The following is a 17,980-nucleotide window of genomic DNA, read 5'->3' as shown; positions in this document are numbered from 1 at the left end:
TAAATCCCTCCACCTGCATAGCAGGTGGTTTTTTGTTTCGCTCTCTTTCGTTCGCTCAACTCACTAAAGTAGACAAGAAAAACCGACACTTTGTGCCGGTAAATCTTTTAGCCTATCATTTTTTCTAGGTCTTCTTCTACTGTAGTGTTTGGTGCGATGTTGAAGTTTTCTACCAAAAAGTCCACAACAGTTGGGCTTAAAAAGGCAGGAAGAGTAGGTCCTAGATGGATATTTTTTACTCCTAGGGAAAGGAGGGCAAGTAAGACTATTACAGCCTTTTGTTCATACCAGGCTATGTTGTATTCGATTGGCAAATCATTTACATCGTCAAGGCCAAAGGCGTCTTTGAGGGCAAGGGCGATTTGGACAAGTGAATAAGAATCGTTACATTGTCCTGCATCTAGGACTCTTGGAATGCCATTTATATCACCAAGACCCAATTTGTTGTAGCGGTATTTTGCACAACCTGCTGTTAGGATTACTGTGTCCTTAGGAAGAGCTTGTGCGAAGTCTGTGTAATAGTTTCTCTTAGAGCTTCTACCGTCACAGCCTGCCATTACAACAAATTTTCTGATATTTCCATCATTTACTTCCTTAATAACCTTATCTGCAAGAGCAAGTACTTGATTGTGGGCAAAACCGCCTACTACCTTGATGTCTTCGATATTTTCTGGAGCTTGACATTTTTTAGCCATTTCAATTATTGCTGAAAAGTCCTTGTATCCATTTTCATCAGCTTCTATGTGATTTGCACCTGGGAAACCTGCGTTAGATGTGGTAAACATCCTATCTAAGTAGGTGTTATCCTTCTTTGGTGGGATAATGCAGTTGGTTGTCATAAGGATTGGGCCATTGAATTTCTCAAATTCTTCGTTTTGCTTCCACCAAGCATTGCCGTAGTTGCCGTGGAAATTGTCGTATTTCTTAAATTCTGGGTAATAATTTGCTGGAAGCATCTCAGAGTGGGTGTAGACATCAACTCCTGTTCCTTGGGTCTGTTCAAGGAGCATCTTCATGTCATGAAGGTCGTGGCCTGAAATTAGGATTCCAGGATTTTTACCTGCAGAAAAGTCTACTTCTGTGATTTCTGGGTTGCCGTAAGTTTCGGTATTGGCCTTATCTAATAGGGCCATTGCCTTTACACCGTGCTCGCCAGTTTTTATTACAAGATTGATTAAATCGTTAATTTCCTTATCGTTTTTTGTTGTTTCAGAAAGTGCCTTTGCAATAAAACTGTCGACCTCTTCATCCCTATATCCAAGGACATTGGCATGGTGGTTGTAAGCTGCCATACCCTTTAGGCCGTAGGTTACAAGCTCAACAAGAGATCTTTGGTCTTCATTAATTATATTTAAAACTCCAACCTCGATAGCCTTTCTCTTTAATTCCTCATCATCGTAGGATAAGTATTTTTCAATTTCTGTAAGGCCTTCTGTGCCAATTTTGCCCATGATTTTTTCCTTAAAGGCCATGGTTTTCTTGATGGCATCTAGGATTGCACTTTCATCAAAATTTGCATTGGTAATGGTGATGAAAAGATTATTTGAAATCCTATCGTAGACTTTCGCACAAGCCTTGCCTTTTTTTACAACTAATCCTGCAAGCCCCTTTGTTGTGTAGATTAAAAGGTCTTGGAGATTTGCCACATCTTCGTTTTTACCGCATACACCCACTTTGGTGCAGCCTTTATTTCCTGCTGTTTCTTGACATTGATAACAAAACATATCTATACCTCTTTCTTTTCTTAATTCTTTAACTTATGTTTCTATTATAAAGAAAGATTTTTAAAATTTCTGTAACTAATGTTACGAAATATGAAATTTTAAAAGTTTTTCTCAACTGATAATCGTTATTAATAATAGTACAATATTTATATAATTATATAGATAAGGAGAATGGGATGATTAGAGAGATTAGTATTGAGATTAAGGGATTTGATCCTGTTTTGGCCTATGAAGTTAAGGGCCAGGAAAAAGGACCTTGTTTGGTTGTTATTTCTGGTGTCCATGGGGCTGAATATGTTGGACCTAGGGCCTTGATGGATTTTGTTGAGAAAATAAAAAATAAGGGCTTTGATCTTAAGGGGAGGCTTCTTATTATTCCTGTCCTTAATGAGTCGGGTTTTTATGGAGGTTTTAAGCAGGTTGTAGCTGAAGATGGCCTGAATTTAAACAGGATTTTTCCTGCAAGTGGAGATTCTAAGGCAGATCTACTTGCAAAAATGGTTGAAGAAAAACTTTATCCAGAGGCTGATTTTATCCTTGATTTCCATGGGGGAGATATAAATGAAGAGATGGAGCCCCTTGTATTTTTCCCAGCCTATGCAGATGGTGACCAAAAAATCATAATTGATAAGGTAATAAAAAACCTATCAACCACCTATCTTGTCCCTTCACAGGCGAAAAATGGTCTTTATTCCTATGCCAACACCCTTGGAATTCCAAGTCTTCTTTTAGAAAGGGGAGGAATGGGCCTTTGGACCTATAGGGAAGCGAATTCTGTTATCTTAAATATTTTTCAAACCATGAAGGCTCTTGGGATGATAAGCCTTGATGTCAAAAGTGGAAGTCCCAAGATGATAAAAGATCCGATTTACATTTCATCTCCAAGTAGAGGAGTCTGGTATCCGCACTTTAAGGCGGGAGAATTTTTTGAAAAAGGTGAGGAATTAGGAATTTTAAAAGACCTTAGGGGAAATATTATAGAAAAATATAAGGCAGCCTACGATGGAGTTCTACTATATCAAAATATAGGCCTTGGAGTAAGCGAGGGAGACCATTTGATTGCCTATGGAAAAATATCATAAGTCCTACCTGACCTTGGGGATCCCCCTTGGTCTTGAATCATTTTTCTTAGTATTAATAAATGCAGTCAACCAAATTTTGGTATCGTCCTTGGGCAAGGAAGTCATAGCAGCTGTTGCCATTATTTCCCAGCCCAGGATGATTGTCTACGCCTTCGCCAGGTCCATTTCCTACAGCCTATCCATTATGATTTCAAAGGAAATTGACGAGGATGAGGAGATTTTCCCGGCCTTTATCCTGCCAGCCTTTATATTTATGGGCTTTATTTTGACCCTCATGTTTATCTTTATAAGGCCTATCCTAATTTTTGCAGGAGCGAGAGAAGACTACCTAAATATGGCCATTACTTATGCTAGGTGGAATATTGGTTTCATCCTATTTTACTCCTTTACAACCATTGGCCAGTCTATTTTGATTTCAAAGGGCCACGGGACCTTTATCCTGGTTTCAAATATTATTTCGTCCTTGATAAATATTGGCCTTTGCTATTGTTTAATCCATGGGATTTTTATTGGTAAGCCTATGGGGATTGTGGGTCTGGGCCTAGGTGGCCTTGTTTCAAGCATTATTAATTTTATCTTGACCCTAATTTTCCTTTTGGCTAAGGGCTATTTACTCTTTAGGGATTTGAAATTATTTCCTTCTATAGGTTTATATGAGAAATTTAAGAAGGAATTTAAGGGCATATTTTTAGAACAAATATCTGAAAGGCTAGGAATGTTCCTTTATTCTAAGTTTGCAGCATCTCTTGGCACTGCCCAATTTGCAGCCCATTCGATTGGCATGAACATTGGCGATATGTACTGGGCCTTTGCCCAAGGCATGTCCAAGGCTTCCATGACCTTATCTAGCGAACTTTTTGCTAGGAAGAAAGCTAGTGACTTTAGGTCCTTGTTTAAATTTGCAAGCTGGGTAAATTTTGCCCTTTCAAGCCTAGTTGTCATAGGTTTTTACTTTTTTGGGGCAAAACTTGTTGGGATTTACACCAAGGACCCAGATGTCTTTGGCCTAACCATGCTTTTAATTCCCTTTACAGCCCTGGTTTCCTATCCTGAAGGCCAGGCCATGATTGGCTCTTCAAGCCTTAGGGCCATCGGCAGGGCCAAGCTTGTTGCCCTCTTGTATTTTATAACAACAAGCCTCATCCGTCCTTTCGCAACCCGGGGCCTTATTGGACTTTTTGGATATTTGGGGCCAATCATTGCCCTTTTTATAGACCAGGTCCTAAAGGCATTTACAACTAATTTTTTCTTAATTAGAGATAAAAACCTTAGAAAATAGACAATACAAAAGACTTCCTTGGTTGGGAAGTCTTTTTTTAGTAAGCATAACTTATCTTAATTCAAACAATAATTTTGTATAAGGGTGGGAGATTTGTTCTTCAATATTTTCCGTATCCAGCCTTTCGACTATGGATCCTTTTTCTATGACCAGGATTTGGTCACAAAACTGGGTTGATAGGGCGTAGTTGTGGCTGATGAATAGGATAGACATGTCAAACTCTTTCTTAAGGTCTAAGAGGAGATTAATTATGTTTGAGGCCACACTGGTATCAAGGCTCGATGTCGCCTCGTCACAGATTAATAATTTTGGCCTTATGGTAAGGGCTCTGGCTATGGATGCCCTCTGGCACTCGCCACCGCTTAAGTCTCCTGGCCTTGAATAATAGGCCATATTAGGATCAAGACCCACTCTTTTTAGGATTTTCATTGTATTAGCCTTGGCCTCTTCCATGCTTATGCCGAGGAGGTTTTTCTGCCCCCTGTCAATGGTTGGGCCAATGGTCATTTTTGGGTCAAAAGACCCAGTCGAATCCTGGTAAATCATTTGGATATTTTTATATATTTCTCTTCTACTTATTGATTTTTTTGGGTAAAGGGACTTGCCTAAGAGGGTCATTTCGCCATTGTTTGGAGATGTTATCCCTGTTATTACCTTGGCTATGGTTGATTTGCCCGAGCCAGATTCTCCCAAAAGTCCAAGGATTTGTCCCTTTTCGATTGTAAAATTTATATCTTTTAATATTTGATTTTTACCATAGCTTTGGTAGATATTTTCTAATTTTATTATCTCATTCATAAAGGATCCTTAGGGGAGCTACATAGTGGTCTGGCTTAGGATTTGCTAGGTATTTTTCAAGATCAGTGTAATCAAAATCCTTGTAAGTTATAGCTGAAACAAGGTTTTGGCCAAGCTTTGGCACAGCACTGATCAAGGACCTGGTGAAAGGATGTATGGGTTCATTCATAATTATCTCGGCATCTGCGGCTTCAATTAGCCTACCATGAAAAAGAACCATAACCCTATCACAAACCTTGTTTATAACTCCTATATCGTGGCTAACAAGGAGGGTTGAAATCCCTTCGTCTCTCATCTTTACAATTTCTTCAAGGGTGTGTTTTTTGGTGTGGGTATCAAGGGCTGATGTTGGTTCGTCAGCTATGATAAAACCAGGTTTCAAAAAACAAGCAAGGCCAATAGAAATCCTCTGGAGCATGCCCCCGCTCATCTCATATGGATAAGAGTTCAGGATATGGTCCACATCGTCAAAGGCTAGGAAATGCAAGATTTCCCTGGCCCTTTTTAGGATTTCCTCCTTGGTCATATTAGTTTTACTTTTTCCTACAAAGTAAAAATGTGTTTTTATCTTGCTGGTTGGGTTAAAGGAAGAATAGGGATTTTGAAAAACTAGACCGTAGTCAGTCGATTTTGTAATATCTCCATTAACCTTAAAACCCTCTTCCTTATGGCCCCAAAGAGATTTTAGGACAGTGGATTTTCCCGAGCCTGATTCACCAACCAGGCCCAGGATTTCGCCTTCTCGGAGGGTAAAAGAGAGGTCGTGGACAACTTCCTTGTCTCCATAAGAAGCGCAAAGCTTATTTACTCTTAGTAGGGTCATTTTTCTATGTCTGTGTCGACACTTATGATTCTGTACTCAAATGGGCTTACTTCAAAGTTTTTAACATAAGATTGGGCAGCAAGGTCAACCTTTACATTGCCGATAAAGTAGTGCATCCTGTCAGCTAGGGCTGTTTTTAGGATTTCTTTTGAAAGCTCATTTCTCTTATCTTCGTCAAATTCAGATTTCATTTGTTTTAATAATTCATCTACTTTTTCGTTCTTGTAGCTGTTGTAATTTGCGGCTCCTTCGCTGCCAAATACAGCGTTTAGGTATTCGTATGGATCTCCAACTCTTAGAGTAACAACACCGTACATACCTAGGTCATAGTCGCCAGAATTTACGTATTTAGAGTTTTCATCTTGAACTGCTTGTACATTCCAGCCTGCCTTTGTAAATTGAGATTGTAGTTGGGTAGCAATCTTTGGAATGTTTAGTCTTTCGTAGAATTTCATTGTGTAAGCTTTTTCAGAATCTGGTTTAGTTTTTTCTGCTAATTCTTTTGATTTTTCAAGGTCGAATGTATCTACATCATCCTTGCCAATAGCAAATGGAAGTTCTGGAGCAAATGGACTGTAGACAATTTTGATACCGCCTTTTAGGAGGTCATCAGCGATTTCTTCTCTGTCGATTGCCTTAAATAGACCTTCTCTAACTTCTGGGTTTGAAACAGCTGTGTCTTTTACATAGATTAGGTAAACTCTTGAGCTTGGAGTTCTAACTACTTGGTAATTATCGTCAGCTTCGAGTTTGTCTGCTGTTTCTGTATCTACTTGGGCAATGTCAATTTCTTTTGATTCTAGGGCAAGACCTAGGGTTGTTGATTCGCTAACAAGTTTGTTTACGATTTTGTTTAGTTTTGGAGTGCCGTTCCAATAATTTTCGTTTTTAACTAGGGTAATTTCGTTTTCTGGTTTAAATTCAGATATTTGGTAAGGGCCTGTACAAATTGGGCTAGCATCGAAATCTTTTGTATCGTCAACGTCACAGATTATAAAGTGTGGATCAACAAGAGAGTTTAGGGCCTTGCCATTTGCTTCCTTGGTTTTGATGGTAATCTTATTGCCATCGGCAGTAAATTCTGTGCCTTCCATGCTGGCTGCTTCTGGGTTTTCAGCTATAGTTCTTTGAAGACTCTTAATTACAGCTTCGCCGGTTACGTCCTTGCCGTTTGAGAATTTTAAGCCGTCTTTAAGAGTGATTTCCCAAGTGGTTGGGTCTATATTTTTGTAGTCTTCTACAAGTTTGCCCCTAAGGCTATAGTCATCTGCAAGGTCAAAAAGTGTTTCACCAACGCCTAGTTTTACAAGTTCCCAACCGTTCCAATCCTTGTGTGGGTCACAAGAAGCATAAACATATGAAGAACCAATTGTTAGGACTTTTTCTTGGCCAGAGTCTTTATTTTCTGCTTGCTCTGTTGTCTCTGTGCCTTCTTTAGCATCCTTATTTTCCTCGGCTGGCTTGTTAGAAGAGCAAGCTGAGAGTAAAACTGCGAGTGCTAAGAGTGATGTTAAACCGAATTTCTTTAAAAATTTCATATCTTCCTCCTATTTTTTAGAAAATTCTTTCTTATATTTGTCGCCCATAAAGTTGAAAAATGCAGAACAGAAAACAAGAAACAAGCTTGGAAAAACAAGGGTCCAAGGGGCGGTTTGAATGTATCTAATATTTTCTGAAATCATTGATCCCCATTCTGCTTGGGGTAGGGCAGAGCCCAGGCCTAAGAATGATAGGCCAGCAAGGGAGACCATCATGGTTGCTATGTGTAGGGAAATAGTCACTATCAAAATATCCATCATATTTGGGAGGATATGGAAAAATATGATTCTCATATCGGATTCTCCAGAGATTTTTGATGAGATAACGTAGAGCTTTTCCTTATCAACCATGACAAAGGACCTTACTATACGTGCGTAGTTGGTCCAACCCAGACAAAGGAGGGCCAAGGACGCATTTTTTATTCCGCCTCCCATGGCGCCAGCAATAAAGATTGCTAATAAGAGGGAGGGAAATGCCATAAAAATGTCTGTAATTCTCATAAGAATTACATCCAAAAAGCCACCGTAGTAGCCAGCAAAGAGCCCGAGGCTAGTGCCTATGAGGCTTGATAAAAGAACTAGGATAATAGCTGGCAAGAGTGATGTCTTAAAACCAACTAGGACCCTTGATAATACACACCTACCGTAGGCATCTGTGCCAAAGGGATAGGCTCTCGATGGAGGGCTTAGGGCAATCTTTGGCATGGTCTCGTTTGGTAGATTTGGCGCAAGCTTATCTCCTAACAAGGCCAGAAGGGTAAGTAAAATTATTGAGAAAATCAAGATATAGAGGGTTTTGGATTTTTTTCTTTCCTTGATTTTAGATTTTTCTACTACTAAGTTTTCAAGTTTCATCCTAAATCAACCCTCCTATCTATAACTTTGTGCAAGATGTCTGCCAGCATATTAAATATGAAGTATATAAGGGCACTTAGGAAAACAAAGGCTTGGATGGTTGGGTAGTCTCTAAAGAGGATGGAATCCATAATCAAAGATCCCAGACCCGGCCAAACAAAGAGGCGTTCTACAATAGTGACTCCTCCACAAAAATATGCGAAGGACATGGCCATGAGGTTTAAAACCAGGCCCGCACAATTTTTAAAAACGCTATTTACAATTATATATCTTTTCTTAAAGCCTCTGGCTTCAAAAGACTGGACATATTGGCTCTTGTATTCTTCCATCATGGCCGAGCGGATCTGCCTGGTGTACTTGCCAATCAAAGGAAGGGCAAGGCAGAGGGCAGGAAGGACCCAACCATTTGGGTTGCCCCTGGAAATAACTGGAAACCACTTAAGCTTAACTGCAAAAATTATAAGCAAAATTACCCCATAAACAAAGGTTGGGATAGAAGCCAGGATAAAGCTTAGGGTGTCTAGAAACTTATCTAAGGCTGTGTCCTTAAAAAATATGCAAGTAATCGAGGCCGCCAGGGCAAAGATAAAGGTCAATAAAAATGCTGGGACGGCAAGGTAAAGACTTTGGGGCAATGCTCCCTTAATCTTATCGGCCACAGGCCTATCGTCCATGTAGGATGTGCCCATATGGCCTTTGAGGAAATTTCCTAGCCAATTTTTGTATTGGATGAGGACCGGTTCATTTAAGCCCTTTTCCTTTCTTGCCTTTTCCAAAACTTCCTCAGGGGGCACTGGCTTGTGTCTGGCTATGTAGTACATTTCCACCGGATCACCCTCAGCTAGGAAACTTGCTCCAAAAGCTAAAAATGAAATAGCGAAGAGAACAAAAATAGCCTGGCCAATTTTTTTAATAAAATATTTTATCAATTAATCATCCCCCTTCTTACAAACAATTATAAAGGAAGGAGAAGACCTGTAGGCTATTTGAAAGGACTCGTCATAGACTAATGGGTCAATATTTTCCTTGATTTCAATAGATTCAAAGCCAAGTTTATCTAAAATCGCCAGGTCAAAATCTGGCCTTTTTACATAGGTCATGGGCATATCTTTGGCGAGATTTTCGCATTGGTCAGCCTCTTCGAAAGAAACCCTCATATCGTAACCAGACTTTATCCCTTCCTTGAGGTTTTTTGCGGCAAGTTTGGAATAATTTTCGCACCAAACATAGGAATACCAAGCGGCGTCAACAATTATTAGCTTGCCTCCCTTTTTGAGGTAGGATTTCCAAAGCTTGTAGGTTGTAGAAGGGTAGGATAACATCCAGGTGAGGTTCCTTGATAAAATGTAATCAAAAGACTCATTTTCAAATGAAACTTCTTCGCAATCGCCCTCCACAAATTGAACTTGGCTATCAAAATCTTTGAGGTTTTTCCCTGCCATTTCTAGCATTTTCTCCGACTTATCAAAGGCGGTGACACTCGCACCTTGCTCCGCCATAAGTAGGGAAAATAAACCAGGTCCACAACCTAAGTCCAAGACCTTTTTGCCAGTCAAATTTTCTGGCAGGTAGGCAGAAAAAAGATTCGCCCGGTCATCCTTGTGACCGTGGTCGATTTCCTCCAGGACCCCGTCGTCATAAGTCTTGGCCCTATTTTGCCAATACTTATCTAAAGTAAGATTCATAATTCCTCCAATAAAAAAGGGGCATCCTATTTTCCCATAGAAAATAAGACACCCTTCATGAATGTCGATAAATCAATGACTCAAGGCTAGGTTTACCTTCTTGGTAAGTCCTTCATGGATTTAACCCTTGGCCTTTCATCTATACCAATATTACTAAAAAAATGAAATTTAGTCAAATCATTTGCATCTAGGTTTTTTGATAAAAACAATAATTTTTCCTACTTTTTAGTAGAAAAAAACATCCTGTGATTCAAATCACAGACAAGAAAGCTTTTTCTGGTTAAAATAGGGGCAGATAAGAAAAAACTTCGGTTTTTAATATATATTTAGGAGGCAAAGATGGAAGTAAAAGCTTATGATGGATTTAAGGGCGAACTTTGGAAAGATGAGATAAATGTTCGTAACTTTATCCAAGAAAATTACACCCCATATGAAGGTGGAGATGATTTTTTAGCTGGTAAGAGTGAAAAGACTACAAAATTATTTGCTATCGTAGAAGATTTGATTAACAAAGAAATCAGAGAGTCTTATAGGAATGCAGATACAAGTAGGTTTTCTTCTATAGATGGTTTTGACGCTGGCTATATTGACAAGGAAAACGAGGTCATTGTTGGTCTTCAAACTGATGAGGTCCTTAAGAGAATTGTCAATCCTTACGGTGGCTACAGAATGGTTGAGCAATCGCTTGAAGCCTACGGCCAAGAAATGGATCCAGTTCAGGCTAAATATTTCAAGGAATTTAGGAAGACCCACAACGAGGGAGTTTTCGATGCTTATACAAAGGATATGAGGACAGCAAGGACTGTTGGACTTTTGACAGGTCTTCCAGATGCCTATGGCCGTGGTAGGATTATTGGCGATTACAGAAGAATTGCCCTTTATGGTATTGATAGGCTAGTTGAAGAAAAGAAAAAAGACCTAGATAAGATTGAAATTGACGAAAATAACCTAGAAGCAACAATCAGACTAAGGGAAGAAGTTAGCGAGCAAATCAGGGCCCTTGGCAAGATTAAAAATATGGCGGCTAAGTATGGTATTGATATTTCTAAACCAGCTACAAATGCTAGAGAAGCTGCTCAATTTTTATACCTAGGCTATCTTGCAGCTGTTAAGGAAAACAACGGTGCAGCCATGTCAATTGGTAGAAATGCAGGTTTCTTAGATATTTATATCAAGAGAGATATGGATAGGGGCATCATTGATGAAGTTGGCGCTCAAGAAATAATTGACCAATTGGTTATCAAACTAAGACTTGTTCGCCACCTAAGAACACCAGAATACGACGAAGTTTTCGGTGGAGATCCAACTTGGGTTACAGAATCAATCGGTGGTATGGGTCTTGACGGCAGGACTCTTGTTACAAAGACAGCCTTCAGATACCTAAACACCCTAATAAACCTAGGATCAGCTCCAGAACCAAATATGACAATCCTTTGGGCTGAAAAGCTTCCTGAAGGTTGGAAGAAATTCTGTTCTAAGGTTTCTATCCTTACAGATTCTATCCAATATGAAAATGATGACCTAATGAGAAATATGTACGGTGATGATTATGCCATAGCTTGTTGTGTATCTGCTATGGAAGTTGGCAAGGAAATGCAATTCTTTGGCGCTCGTGCAAACCTTGCAAAATCACTCCTTTACTCAATAAATGGGGGAGTTGACGAAAAGAAGAAAAACAAGGATGGCAGCTTAATTATGGTCTTTGACGATATTGAACCAATTACTACAGAATACCTTGATTATGACCAAGTCCTTGCAAATTACAAAAAAGTTTTATCTGAACTAGCAGGTCTATATGTGAAGACCCTTGATGTTATCCATTTCATGCATGATAAGTATGCCTACGAAGCAGGCCAAATGGCCCTTCATGATACCTATGTTAAGAGAAACCTAGCAACAGGTGTGGCTGGTCTTTCAATTGCAGCTGACTCACTTTCTGCAATTAAATATGCAAAAGTTAAACCAGTTAGGGATGAAAATGGCATAGCAATCGACTTTGAGACAGAGGGTGATTTCCCTAAATATGGTAATGATGATGACAGGGTAGACCAAATCGCTGTTGACATCCTAACCTATTTCTCAAATGAACTTAAGAAACATGCTACCTATAAAAATGCGAAATTAACCCTTTCTGCCCTTACAATTACATCAAATGTAATGTATGGTAAAAAGACAGGTACAACACCAGATGGTAGGAAGGCAGGCGAACCATTTGCTCCAGGTGCAAACCCAATGCACGGTAGGGACGAGTCAGGGGCACTTGCAAGTCTAAACTCTGTGGCAAAACTTCCTTATGAGTGTGTCTGCGAAGATGGTATTTCCAACACCTTCTCAATCGTACCAGACGCTCTCGGCAAGGAAGAAGATGTGAGGATTGACAACTTGGTTAACATCATGGACGGATACTTCGGCCAAGATGCCTTCCATTTGAATGTCAATGTCCTTCAAAGGGAAAAATTATTAGACGCCTACCACAATCCAGAAAAATATCCAAACCTAACAATCAGAGTGTCTGGCTATGCTGTTCATTTCAACAGACTTACAGACGAACAAAAGAGAGAAGTTCTAGAAAGAACCTTCCACAACCACCAATAGTTTTTTAATAAAAGGAGGCCCTATGGCAAAATTACATTCTATAGAAACAATGGGTCTAGTAGACGGACCCGGCATAAGGACAGTGTTTTTCCTTTCTGGCTGTCCACTAAGATGTGTATTTTGCCACAATCCTGACACACAGTCCATGGACTACGGGACAGAAATTACAGTCGAGGACTTGGTAAAAAGGGCCAAAAGAATGAAGCCCTACTTCAAAAAAGGAGGCGGAGTCACCATTTCAGGTGGCGAGCCTCTGGCAAGTGGGGCCTTTGTTCTTGAGGCAATTAGGGCACTCCATGATGAGGACATACACGTTGCAATCGACACATCAGGCGTGGGCGACCTTGGCTATTACGATCAAATCGCCGAGGAAGCTGACCTTATCCTTCTTGACATCAAACACTACGACCCATATTTTTTTGAAGAAATAACCAAAAACCACCAAGATAAGCTCATAAAATTTATGGATGCAATCAAAAAAACCGACACCAGGGTATGGATAAGGCATGTAATGATGCCCTTTGTCACAGATACAAAAGAGGATATGGAAGGCCTAGTTGATTTTATAAGGCCAATAAAGAAAAATATTGACAAGATAGAAATCCTTCCCTACCACAAGATGGGAATTTGTAAATACACCGATCTGGGCAAGGCCTACAGGCTAGAAAATATGGAGGCCATGGATAAAAATAAGGCAAAAGACTTTGAAATCTATGCTAATAATATGTTAAAATCTTTGTAGGAGCAAGATATGACATATTACAAAAAAGATGAAGAAAGCTTTTTGGCTTTTTTGACAGATGAAGAATTAGCAAGGTTCAGGTACAGGCCCCAGGTCCTTGTCTATAAAAAAGGCGATGTGATTTTTTCTTTTGGTGACAAGTCCGATTTTATGTATATAATCCTCGAAGGTTTTATAAAAATTTCCACCTACCTATCAGACGGCAGGGAGCAAATTTTGTATATTTACGGAGAGGAAGACTTTGTTGGTGCCCACAACCTCCTCACAGACGAGAACTACATCTATGAGGCCAAGGCCCTTTCCAAGGCAAAACTTTTGATTATTTCTAAAATAGATTTTAATAATATTTTGAAAAACAACAACCAAGTCCTAATCAAAATCCTCGACCAGTCTTTTAGGAGAATAAGGAGGTCCGAAGAGCTTATAGACAGGCTTTCGACCCAAAATGCCGACATGAAGGTAGCAAAACTCCTCCTAGATTTGGCAGAAGATGTTGGTATTGTCAAAAAAGACGGAGTTTTAGTCACCTTTCACCTTAGCCGAGAGGAATTAGGATCCTATTCGGGAGTGGTGAGGGAGACCCTTTCCCGCAAACTATCTTCTTTTGAAAAGATGGGACTAATCGAGACAATCGGAAGAAATGAAATTTTAATAAAAAATATGAATGCCTTAAAAAAGATGACTTCTTAGATTTATCTAGGAAGTCTTCTTTAATTTGCTAAAGAATTTTCTTCTAGTATCATGATGAAACGGAGGAAATATGAATAAGGAAAGATTAAAGATAATGCTCGCCTATGTTGGCGTCCTCACTGGTGCGGGACTTGCCTCGGGCCAAGAGCTTTTGCAATACTTTGTTTCGCTCGGCAAGGGCGGGATTTTGGGAATAAGCCTTGTTGGCATCCTACATATGGTTATCGGTGGGATCTTACTAATCCTCGGTAGCCACTATCTTGCGACCGACCATTCAGATGTATTTGACGAAATCACCAACAAATTTATTTCGAAATTTATGGACTTTTCCCTGATATTTACCTGCTTTGTAGTAGGCTTTGTCATGCTTGCTGGAGCTGGATCTAACCTAAACCAGGCCTTTGGCGTAAATGTCAACGTCGGCAGGGTTATATGTGCACTTTTAATAATCATAGTCGGCATGATGGATTTTAAAAAGGTTAGCCAGGTAATAGGGTCATTTACACCCTTTATCGTGGGCTTTGTCCTAATCGGATCAGTCTACACATTTATTAATTTTAAGCCAGACTGGGAGATCCTAAGTGCTTTTGCGACAAGGCTTCCAGCAAACTTTGACAATGTTGGTTTTGCTGTCCTAAATTATTTTGGAATGTGCCTTATGACTGCCGTTTCCATGGGACTTGTCCTAGGCGGAGATGAATTAAGTTCGGAAAATGCCGGTTGGGGCGGCCTTTTGGGCGGTGCCATAGTCGGTATCATGGGAGTCTTAATTACCCTAACCCTTTTTATAAGGGTAGAAGAAGTCTACGACCTTGATATACCAATGCTTTATATAATCGAAGACATCAGCCCAATACTTGGTTTTATCATGGCCCTAGTTGTCTTTGGGATGATATTTAATACCGGAATTTCACTTTTTTATGCCCTAGCAAGGAGATTTTCAAACGACGACGAGAGACGTTTTAAAATTATGCTCGTCACAATCACAGGCGCAGGCTTCGTCCTATCCTTCCTAGGTTTTAAGAAATTAGTTTCAATATTTTATCCAATAATCGGCTATATAGGAATTTTTATGATGGGCCTTTTAGTCTTCGCCTACCTAAAAGAAAGATCAGCCATCAGACGAGAATCCATGAAAAGACTGGGAATCAGACACTACATAAGAAAAAAACTCGACGTCGACCTAGACTTCACCAAAAAAGATCAAGAAAGACTAAACAAACTAATAGACCGTTCTCACATAGATAACGATCAAATCGAGGAAAAGACAGAAGAAACCGTCCAAGAAGCCATAGACAACAACGAAGAACCTCTTACTGACCATGGGGAAGATTGAGAACCAGACCGTAGTATTATTAAGCTGCGGTCTTTTTGTGTACGTTCTCCTATAAGGTTTATATATATTTTTAGAAATTATTAATGATATAAAGAGATAAGGAATTTTTTAAAAATCTGTTATTATAAATAATAAAAGGTAAATTGCTTATTATATTCGACTAGATTTAAAACAATAACTGAATTTAAATTAAACATTAGGGAAATTTATATAAGTGAGGTTTAGGAATCCTAACACAAAGAGAACAAAGAAAAGCTGCAAAAGAATTTTCTAAAAGATGGGAAGGAATAGGATATGAAAAAGGAGATTCAGCTAGATTTTGGCTATCACTTTTAAATGAAGTTTATGGTGCAGAACATCCAGCAGAATATATTCGTTTTGAAGACCAAATAATGCTTGATCATACAAGCTTTATAGACGGTTATATACCTTCAACACACGTTTTAATTGAGCAAAAATCAATAGATAAAGATTTAAAAAAAGGCATTAGACAATCAGATGGTTAACTTCTATCACCTTTTCAACAAGCAAAGAGATATTCTATTGAGTTGCCATATGATGATAGACCAAGGTGGATAGTACTATCTAACTTTCAAGAATTTCATATTTTTGATATGAATAAACCTCAATCTGAGCCTAAGATAGTGTATCTTAAAGACTTAGAAGAAGATTGTTATAGAAAGCTTACAGGAAATTTGACAAGGTAAAATAAATGCATATCAGCAAGTCGCTGACGTGTTTTTTTGCTGTTAAAATAGTTACAGGTTGAGTATAATAGGATCAGTTGGGTATCGATGGAGAGAAGTGGGTGTGGCTGTCTAAAAAAATGTCCGCACCCCCTGTAGACTAATTTGAATTTCTGGAGGAGAAAATGGTGGATGAATTAAGAAAAGAAATTGCAATTCAGCAGAAAAAAGGATTACCATTTATTATGGCATCGGTGATTATATGGCTTCTGATAGTACTTGTGTCAATTTTAGATATCAATATGAATATGAAAAATTTATTAGTATTTTGCTGTTCATGCCTATTATTACCGCTGGCTTGGCTCATTGGTAAACTTATAAAGGTGGATATCTTTTCAAAACAAAATCCACTTGGACAATTAGGCTTCATTTTCACCTTAAATCAAATGATTTATTTATTAATCGTCATGTGGGTATTTAGTGCAGTTCCGGAAAAGATGATTATGGTGTATGCAATGGTCTTTGGAGCTCATTTATTTCCCTATTCATGGTTGTATCAATCAAAGGGATATACATTTGCTGCAATTTCCATTTCGATGATTTCCTTGATTTTAGGATGTGCATTAAACGGCACAACGGTTGCTGTTGCGGCATGTATTATTGAGATAGTATTTGCTTGTGTATTACATTTGGAATTAAAGAAAATGGGAGATAACTACAACAAATCCCAGTTTGTAGAGCTTAGCAAGGATCAAGTTTCTATGAAATAGAAATCTAAATCTAAATACGTTATGTGTAAATAATTAAGTCGGTAGTAATACCGTCTTTTTTGATGCCTAAAAAGGTTTCAGAGTTCCAAGCTAAGGTTTCAGGATTCCTATAAATAGTTTCAGAGTACAGAGCAATAGTTTCAGAGTTCAAGGGCAAGGTTTCATTGTATCCAACACGTAATGAAACTAGACCTAGCTGCTGGAAGTGGGAATTTTTTGACAGAAACATATATTTCGCTTCGTAGATTTGAAAATGAAATCCTTAAAGAACTTTATGGAAATCAGATTGTGATGGGAGAAACTCATAATCCAATAAAGGTATCTATTAGCCAATTTTATGGAATAGAAATTAATGATTTTGCAGTATCTGTAGCTAGGACAGCTTTGTGGATAGCAGAATCACAAATGCTAAAAGAAACAGAAGATATTGTAAACATAACTTTAAACTTCCTACCTCTAAAAAGTTATCCTAACATACTAGAAGGTAACGCTTTGAGAATGGACTGGGAAGACCTAGTTTCAAAAGACGAATTAAACTATATAATGGGAAATCCTCTATTTGTAGGATCAAGATATATGGATAAATCTCAATCTGATGAACTAAAGAATATTTTTGGGAAAGCTAAAAATATTGGAAAATTGGATTACGTTACGGGTTGGTATAAAAAATCAGCCTAATTTATAGAAGAGAATGAAATAGAATGTGCATTTATATCTACAAATAGCATTAGCCAAGGTGAGCAGGTATCACTATTTTTGTAAGCCATAACTTGATAATAAATTTTACTTGAGGAAGATATAAATCGTTCAATTGGAAATTCTTGGTTTAGAAGTAAAATTCAGAACTCTATTAAGGAAAAGAAGGGTTATAAGGATAGTATTTTTGTACAAGCAAAACAAATTGTTAAGGAGTTTAAAAATCAAGTAAATCCGCTTTGGACTGTTCAAGATATTGAAAAAAAGACTAAGGCTGAGGCTAAAAAAATTACTGATTTTATTTTCGAATAATACAGAGCTTACAAGAGCTAACACTTATTTCATAATTTTTTCCAAATATTCTTAAATAATACTGCAAATAGATTAATACAGGATCTAATCTAAGTTGGGGAAATGTTATAAATTAAAACAATTAAATTGCTTTGGGATATGGTTTATATCCAATATGGCTACTTGATGAATGAGGATATATTGTTGCTAATATACTAGCGAAAGAACTTGGATTTGTATTAAATTTTCAAAAGTAATAAAGCAATGGAAGTGCCCAGCAAGGCTTGGGCACTTTTTTGTGTGCGCTCGGCATGAGCATAATCTAACAGGTGAAAGTCCTAAGTGTGCCCGGTAGTGGGAAACACATAGCCAAAGGCAAGGGTGTCCATC

At 38.5% G+C, this 17,980-nt stretch carries 14 protein-coding genes and 2 pseudogenes; 9 read left to right on the top strand and 7 right to left on the bottom strand.

Features of this window, described 5'->3' with window-relative positions:
• Nucleotides 1–107: 107 nt before the first annotated feature.
• The gene (gene hcp / locus AC1EJ5_RS09745) at nucleotides 108–1,724 is read right to left on the bottom strand and encodes a hydroxylamine reductase (protein ID WP_479815983.1); all 1,617 of its coding nucleotides are present in this window, start codon (nucleotides 1,722–1,724) and stop codon (nucleotides 108–110) included.
• Nucleotides 1,725–1,900: 176 nt separating this feature from the next.
• Here hcp and AC1EJ5_RS09740 point away from each other — a divergent pair, with 176 nt between their 5' ends.
• Nucleotides 1,901–2,806 carry a succinylglutamate desuccinylase/aspartoacylase family protein gene (locus tag AC1EJ5_RS09740; RefSeq protein WP_479815981.1) on the top strand — a complete coding sequence of 302 codons (906 nt, stop codon included), beginning with the start codon at nucleotides 1,901–1,903 and terminating at the stop codon, nucleotides 2,804–2,806.
• Nucleotides 2,790–4,085, top strand: coding sequence for an MATE family efflux transporter (locus AC1EJ5_RS09735; protein WP_479815979.1), 1,296 nt, complete (start codon nucleotides 2,790–2,792; stop codon nucleotides 4,083–4,085). The genes AC1EJ5_RS09740 and AC1EJ5_RS09735 overlap by 17 nt, the downstream gene beginning before the upstream one ends.
• Nucleotides 4,086–4,136: 51 nt before the next feature.
• On the opposite strand, the gene AC1EJ5_RS09730 is transcribed toward AC1EJ5_RS09735, so the two are convergent.
• The 6 genes from AC1EJ5_RS09730 to AC1EJ5_RS09705 are packed head-to-tail and all read right to left on the bottom strand — an operon-like array spanning nucleotide 4,137 to nucleotide 9,784.
• Nucleotides 4,137–4,883: an ABC transporter ATP-binding protein gene (locus AC1EJ5_RS09730; RefSeq protein ID WP_479815977.1), complete on the bottom strand. Its 747-nt coding sequence runs from the start codon at nucleotides 4,881–4,883 to the stop codon at nucleotides 4,137–4,139.
• Nucleotides 4,876–5,706: an ATP-binding cassette domain-containing protein gene (locus tag AC1EJ5_RS09725; RefSeq protein ID WP_479815975.1), complete on the bottom strand. Its 831-nt coding sequence runs from the start codon at nucleotides 5,704–5,706 to the stop codon at nucleotides 4,876–4,878. The genes AC1EJ5_RS09730 and AC1EJ5_RS09725 overlap by 8 nt, the downstream gene beginning before the upstream one ends.
• Nucleotides 5,703–7,244 (bottom strand): ABC transporter substrate-binding protein, encoded by a 1,542-nt coding sequence (locus AC1EJ5_RS09720; protein ID WP_479815973.1) that lies wholly within the window; start codon nucleotides 7,242–7,244, stop codon nucleotides 5,703–5,705. Before AC1EJ5_RS09720 ends, AC1EJ5_RS09725 begins: the two co-directional genes overlap by 4 nt.
• A gap of 9 nt (nucleotides 7,245–7,253) precedes the next feature.
• The gene (locus AC1EJ5_RS09715; RefSeq protein WP_479815971.1) at nucleotides 7,254–8,099 is read right to left on the bottom strand and encodes an ABC transporter permease; all 846 of its coding nucleotides are present in this window, start codon (nucleotides 8,097–8,099) and stop codon (nucleotides 7,254–7,256) included.
• Nucleotides 8,096–9,028 (bottom strand): ABC transporter permease, encoded by a 933-nt coding sequence (locus AC1EJ5_RS09710; protein ID WP_479815969.1) that lies wholly within the window; start codon nucleotides 9,026–9,028, stop codon nucleotides 8,096–8,098. The genes AC1EJ5_RS09715 and AC1EJ5_RS09710 overlap by 4 nt, the downstream gene beginning before the upstream one ends.
• The gene (locus AC1EJ5_RS09705) at nucleotides 9,029–9,784 is read right to left on the bottom strand and encodes a class I SAM-dependent methyltransferase (protein ID WP_308749515.1); all 756 of its coding nucleotides are present in this window, start codon (nucleotides 9,782–9,784) and stop codon (nucleotides 9,029–9,031) included.
• A gap of 339 nt (nucleotides 9,785–10,123) precedes the next feature.
• Between AC1EJ5_RS09705 and pflB the strand changes: the two genes are divergently transcribed.
• The 7 genes and pseudogenes from pflB to AC1EJ5_RS09670 all read left to right on the top strand — a co-directional run bounded on the left by pflB (nucleotide 10,124) and on the right by AC1EJ5_RS09670 (nucleotide 17,365).
• On the top strand, nucleotides 10,124–12,379 hold the full coding sequence (gene pflB / locus AC1EJ5_RS09700) for a formate C-acetyltransferase (RefSeq protein WP_479815967.1): 2,256 nt from the start codon (nucleotides 10,124–10,126) through the stop codon (nucleotides 12,377–12,379).
• A 22-nt stretch (nucleotides 12,380–12,401) separates the two neighbouring features.
• Nucleotides 12,402–13,121 carry a pyruvate formate-lyase-activating protein gene (gene pflA, locus AC1EJ5_RS09695; RefSeq protein WP_348937545.1) on the top strand — a complete coding sequence of 240 codons (720 nt, stop codon included), beginning with the start codon at nucleotides 12,402–12,404 and terminating at the stop codon, nucleotides 13,119–13,121.
• A 9-nt stretch (nucleotides 13,122–13,130) separates the two neighbouring features.
• On the top strand, nucleotides 13,131–13,811 hold the full coding sequence (locus AC1EJ5_RS09690; RefSeq protein WP_223419735.1) for a Crp/Fnr family transcriptional regulator: 681 nt from the start codon (nucleotides 13,131–13,133) through the stop codon (nucleotides 13,809–13,811).
• Between the two features lie 70 nt (nucleotides 13,812–13,881).
• Entirely contained in the window at nucleotides 13,882–15,147 is a 1,266-nt protein-coding gene (locus AC1EJ5_RS09685) for a YkvI family membrane protein (RefSeq protein ID WP_479815965.1), read from the top strand.
• A 227-nt stretch (nucleotides 15,148–15,374) separates the two neighbouring features.
• Nucleotides 15,375–15,854, top strand: a pseudogene (locus AC1EJ5_RS09680) (type IIL restriction-modification enzyme MmeI).
• 164 nt (nucleotides 15,855–16,018) lie between these two features.
• Nucleotides 16,019–16,603, top strand: a complete 585-nt coding sequence (locus AC1EJ5_RS09675) for a DUF7010 family protein (RefSeq protein WP_479815963.1) — start codon at nucleotides 16,019–16,021, stop codon at nucleotides 16,601–16,603.
• Nucleotides 16,604–16,783: 180 nt separating this feature from the next.
• A pseudogene (locus AC1EJ5_RS09670) lies at nucleotides 16,784–17,365 on the top strand (DNA methyltransferase).
• The last annotated feature ends 615 nt before the right edge of the window (nucleotides 17,366–17,980 follow it).

Source organism: Anaerococcus sp. C0059F3, assembly GCF_056590475.1.
This window is presented reverse-complemented; position numbering and strand designations above follow the sequence as displayed.

What these genes read in the sequence shown, in the direction of transcription:
- AC1EJ5_RS09735 (WP_479815979.1), top strand. Translation starts at nt 2,790, where the DNA reads ATGGAAAAATATCATAAGTCCTACCTGACCTTGGGGATCCCCCTTGGT.
- AC1EJ5_RS09730 (WP_479815977.1), bottom strand. Translation starts at nt 4,883, where the DNA reads ATGAATGAGATAATAAAATTAGAAAATATCTACCAAAGCTATGGTAAA.
- pflB (WP_479815967.1), top strand. Translation starts at nt 10,124, where the DNA reads ATGGAAGTAAAAGCTTATGATGGATTTAAGGGCGAACTTTGGAAAGAT.
- AC1EJ5_RS09740 (WP_479815981.1), top strand. Translation starts at nt 1,901, where the DNA reads ATGATTAGAGAGATTAGTATTGAGATTAAGGGATTTGATCCTGTTTTG.
- AC1EJ5_RS09675 (WP_479815963.1), top strand. Translation starts at nt 16,019, where the DNA reads ATGGTGGATGAATTAAGAAAAGAAATTGCAATTCAGCAGAAAAAAGGA.
- pflA (WP_348937545.1), top strand. Translation starts at nt 12,402, where the DNA reads ATGGCAAAATTACATTCTATAGAAACAATGGGTCTAGTAGACGGACCC.
- hcp (WP_479815983.1), bottom strand. Translation starts at nt 1,724, where the DNA reads ATGTTTTGTTATCAATGTCAAGAAACAGCAGGAAATAAAGGCTGCACC.
- AC1EJ5_RS09685 (WP_479815965.1), top strand. Translation starts at nt 13,882, where the DNA reads ATGAATAAGGAAAGATTAAAGATAATGCTCGCCTATGTTGGCGTCCTC.
- AC1EJ5_RS09725 (WP_479815975.1), bottom strand. Translation starts at nt 5,706, where the DNA reads ATGACCCTACTAAGAGTAAATAAGCTTTGCGCTTCTTATGGAGACAAG.
- AC1EJ5_RS09715 (WP_479815971.1), bottom strand. Translation starts at nt 8,099, where the DNA reads ATGAAACTTGAAAACTTAGTAGTAGAAAAATCTAAAATCAAGGAAAGA.
- AC1EJ5_RS09720 (WP_479815973.1), bottom strand. Translation starts at nt 7,244, where the DNA reads ATGAAATTTTTAAAGAAATTCGGTTTAACATCACTCTTAGCACTCGCA.
- AC1EJ5_RS09705 (WP_308749515.1), bottom strand. Translation starts at nt 9,784, where the DNA reads ATGAATCTTACTTTAGATAAGTATTGGCAAAATAGGGCCAAGACTTAT.
- AC1EJ5_RS09690 (WP_223419735.1), top strand. Translation starts at nt 13,131, where the DNA reads ATGACATATTACAAAAAAGATGAAGAAAGCTTTTTGGCTTTTTTGACA.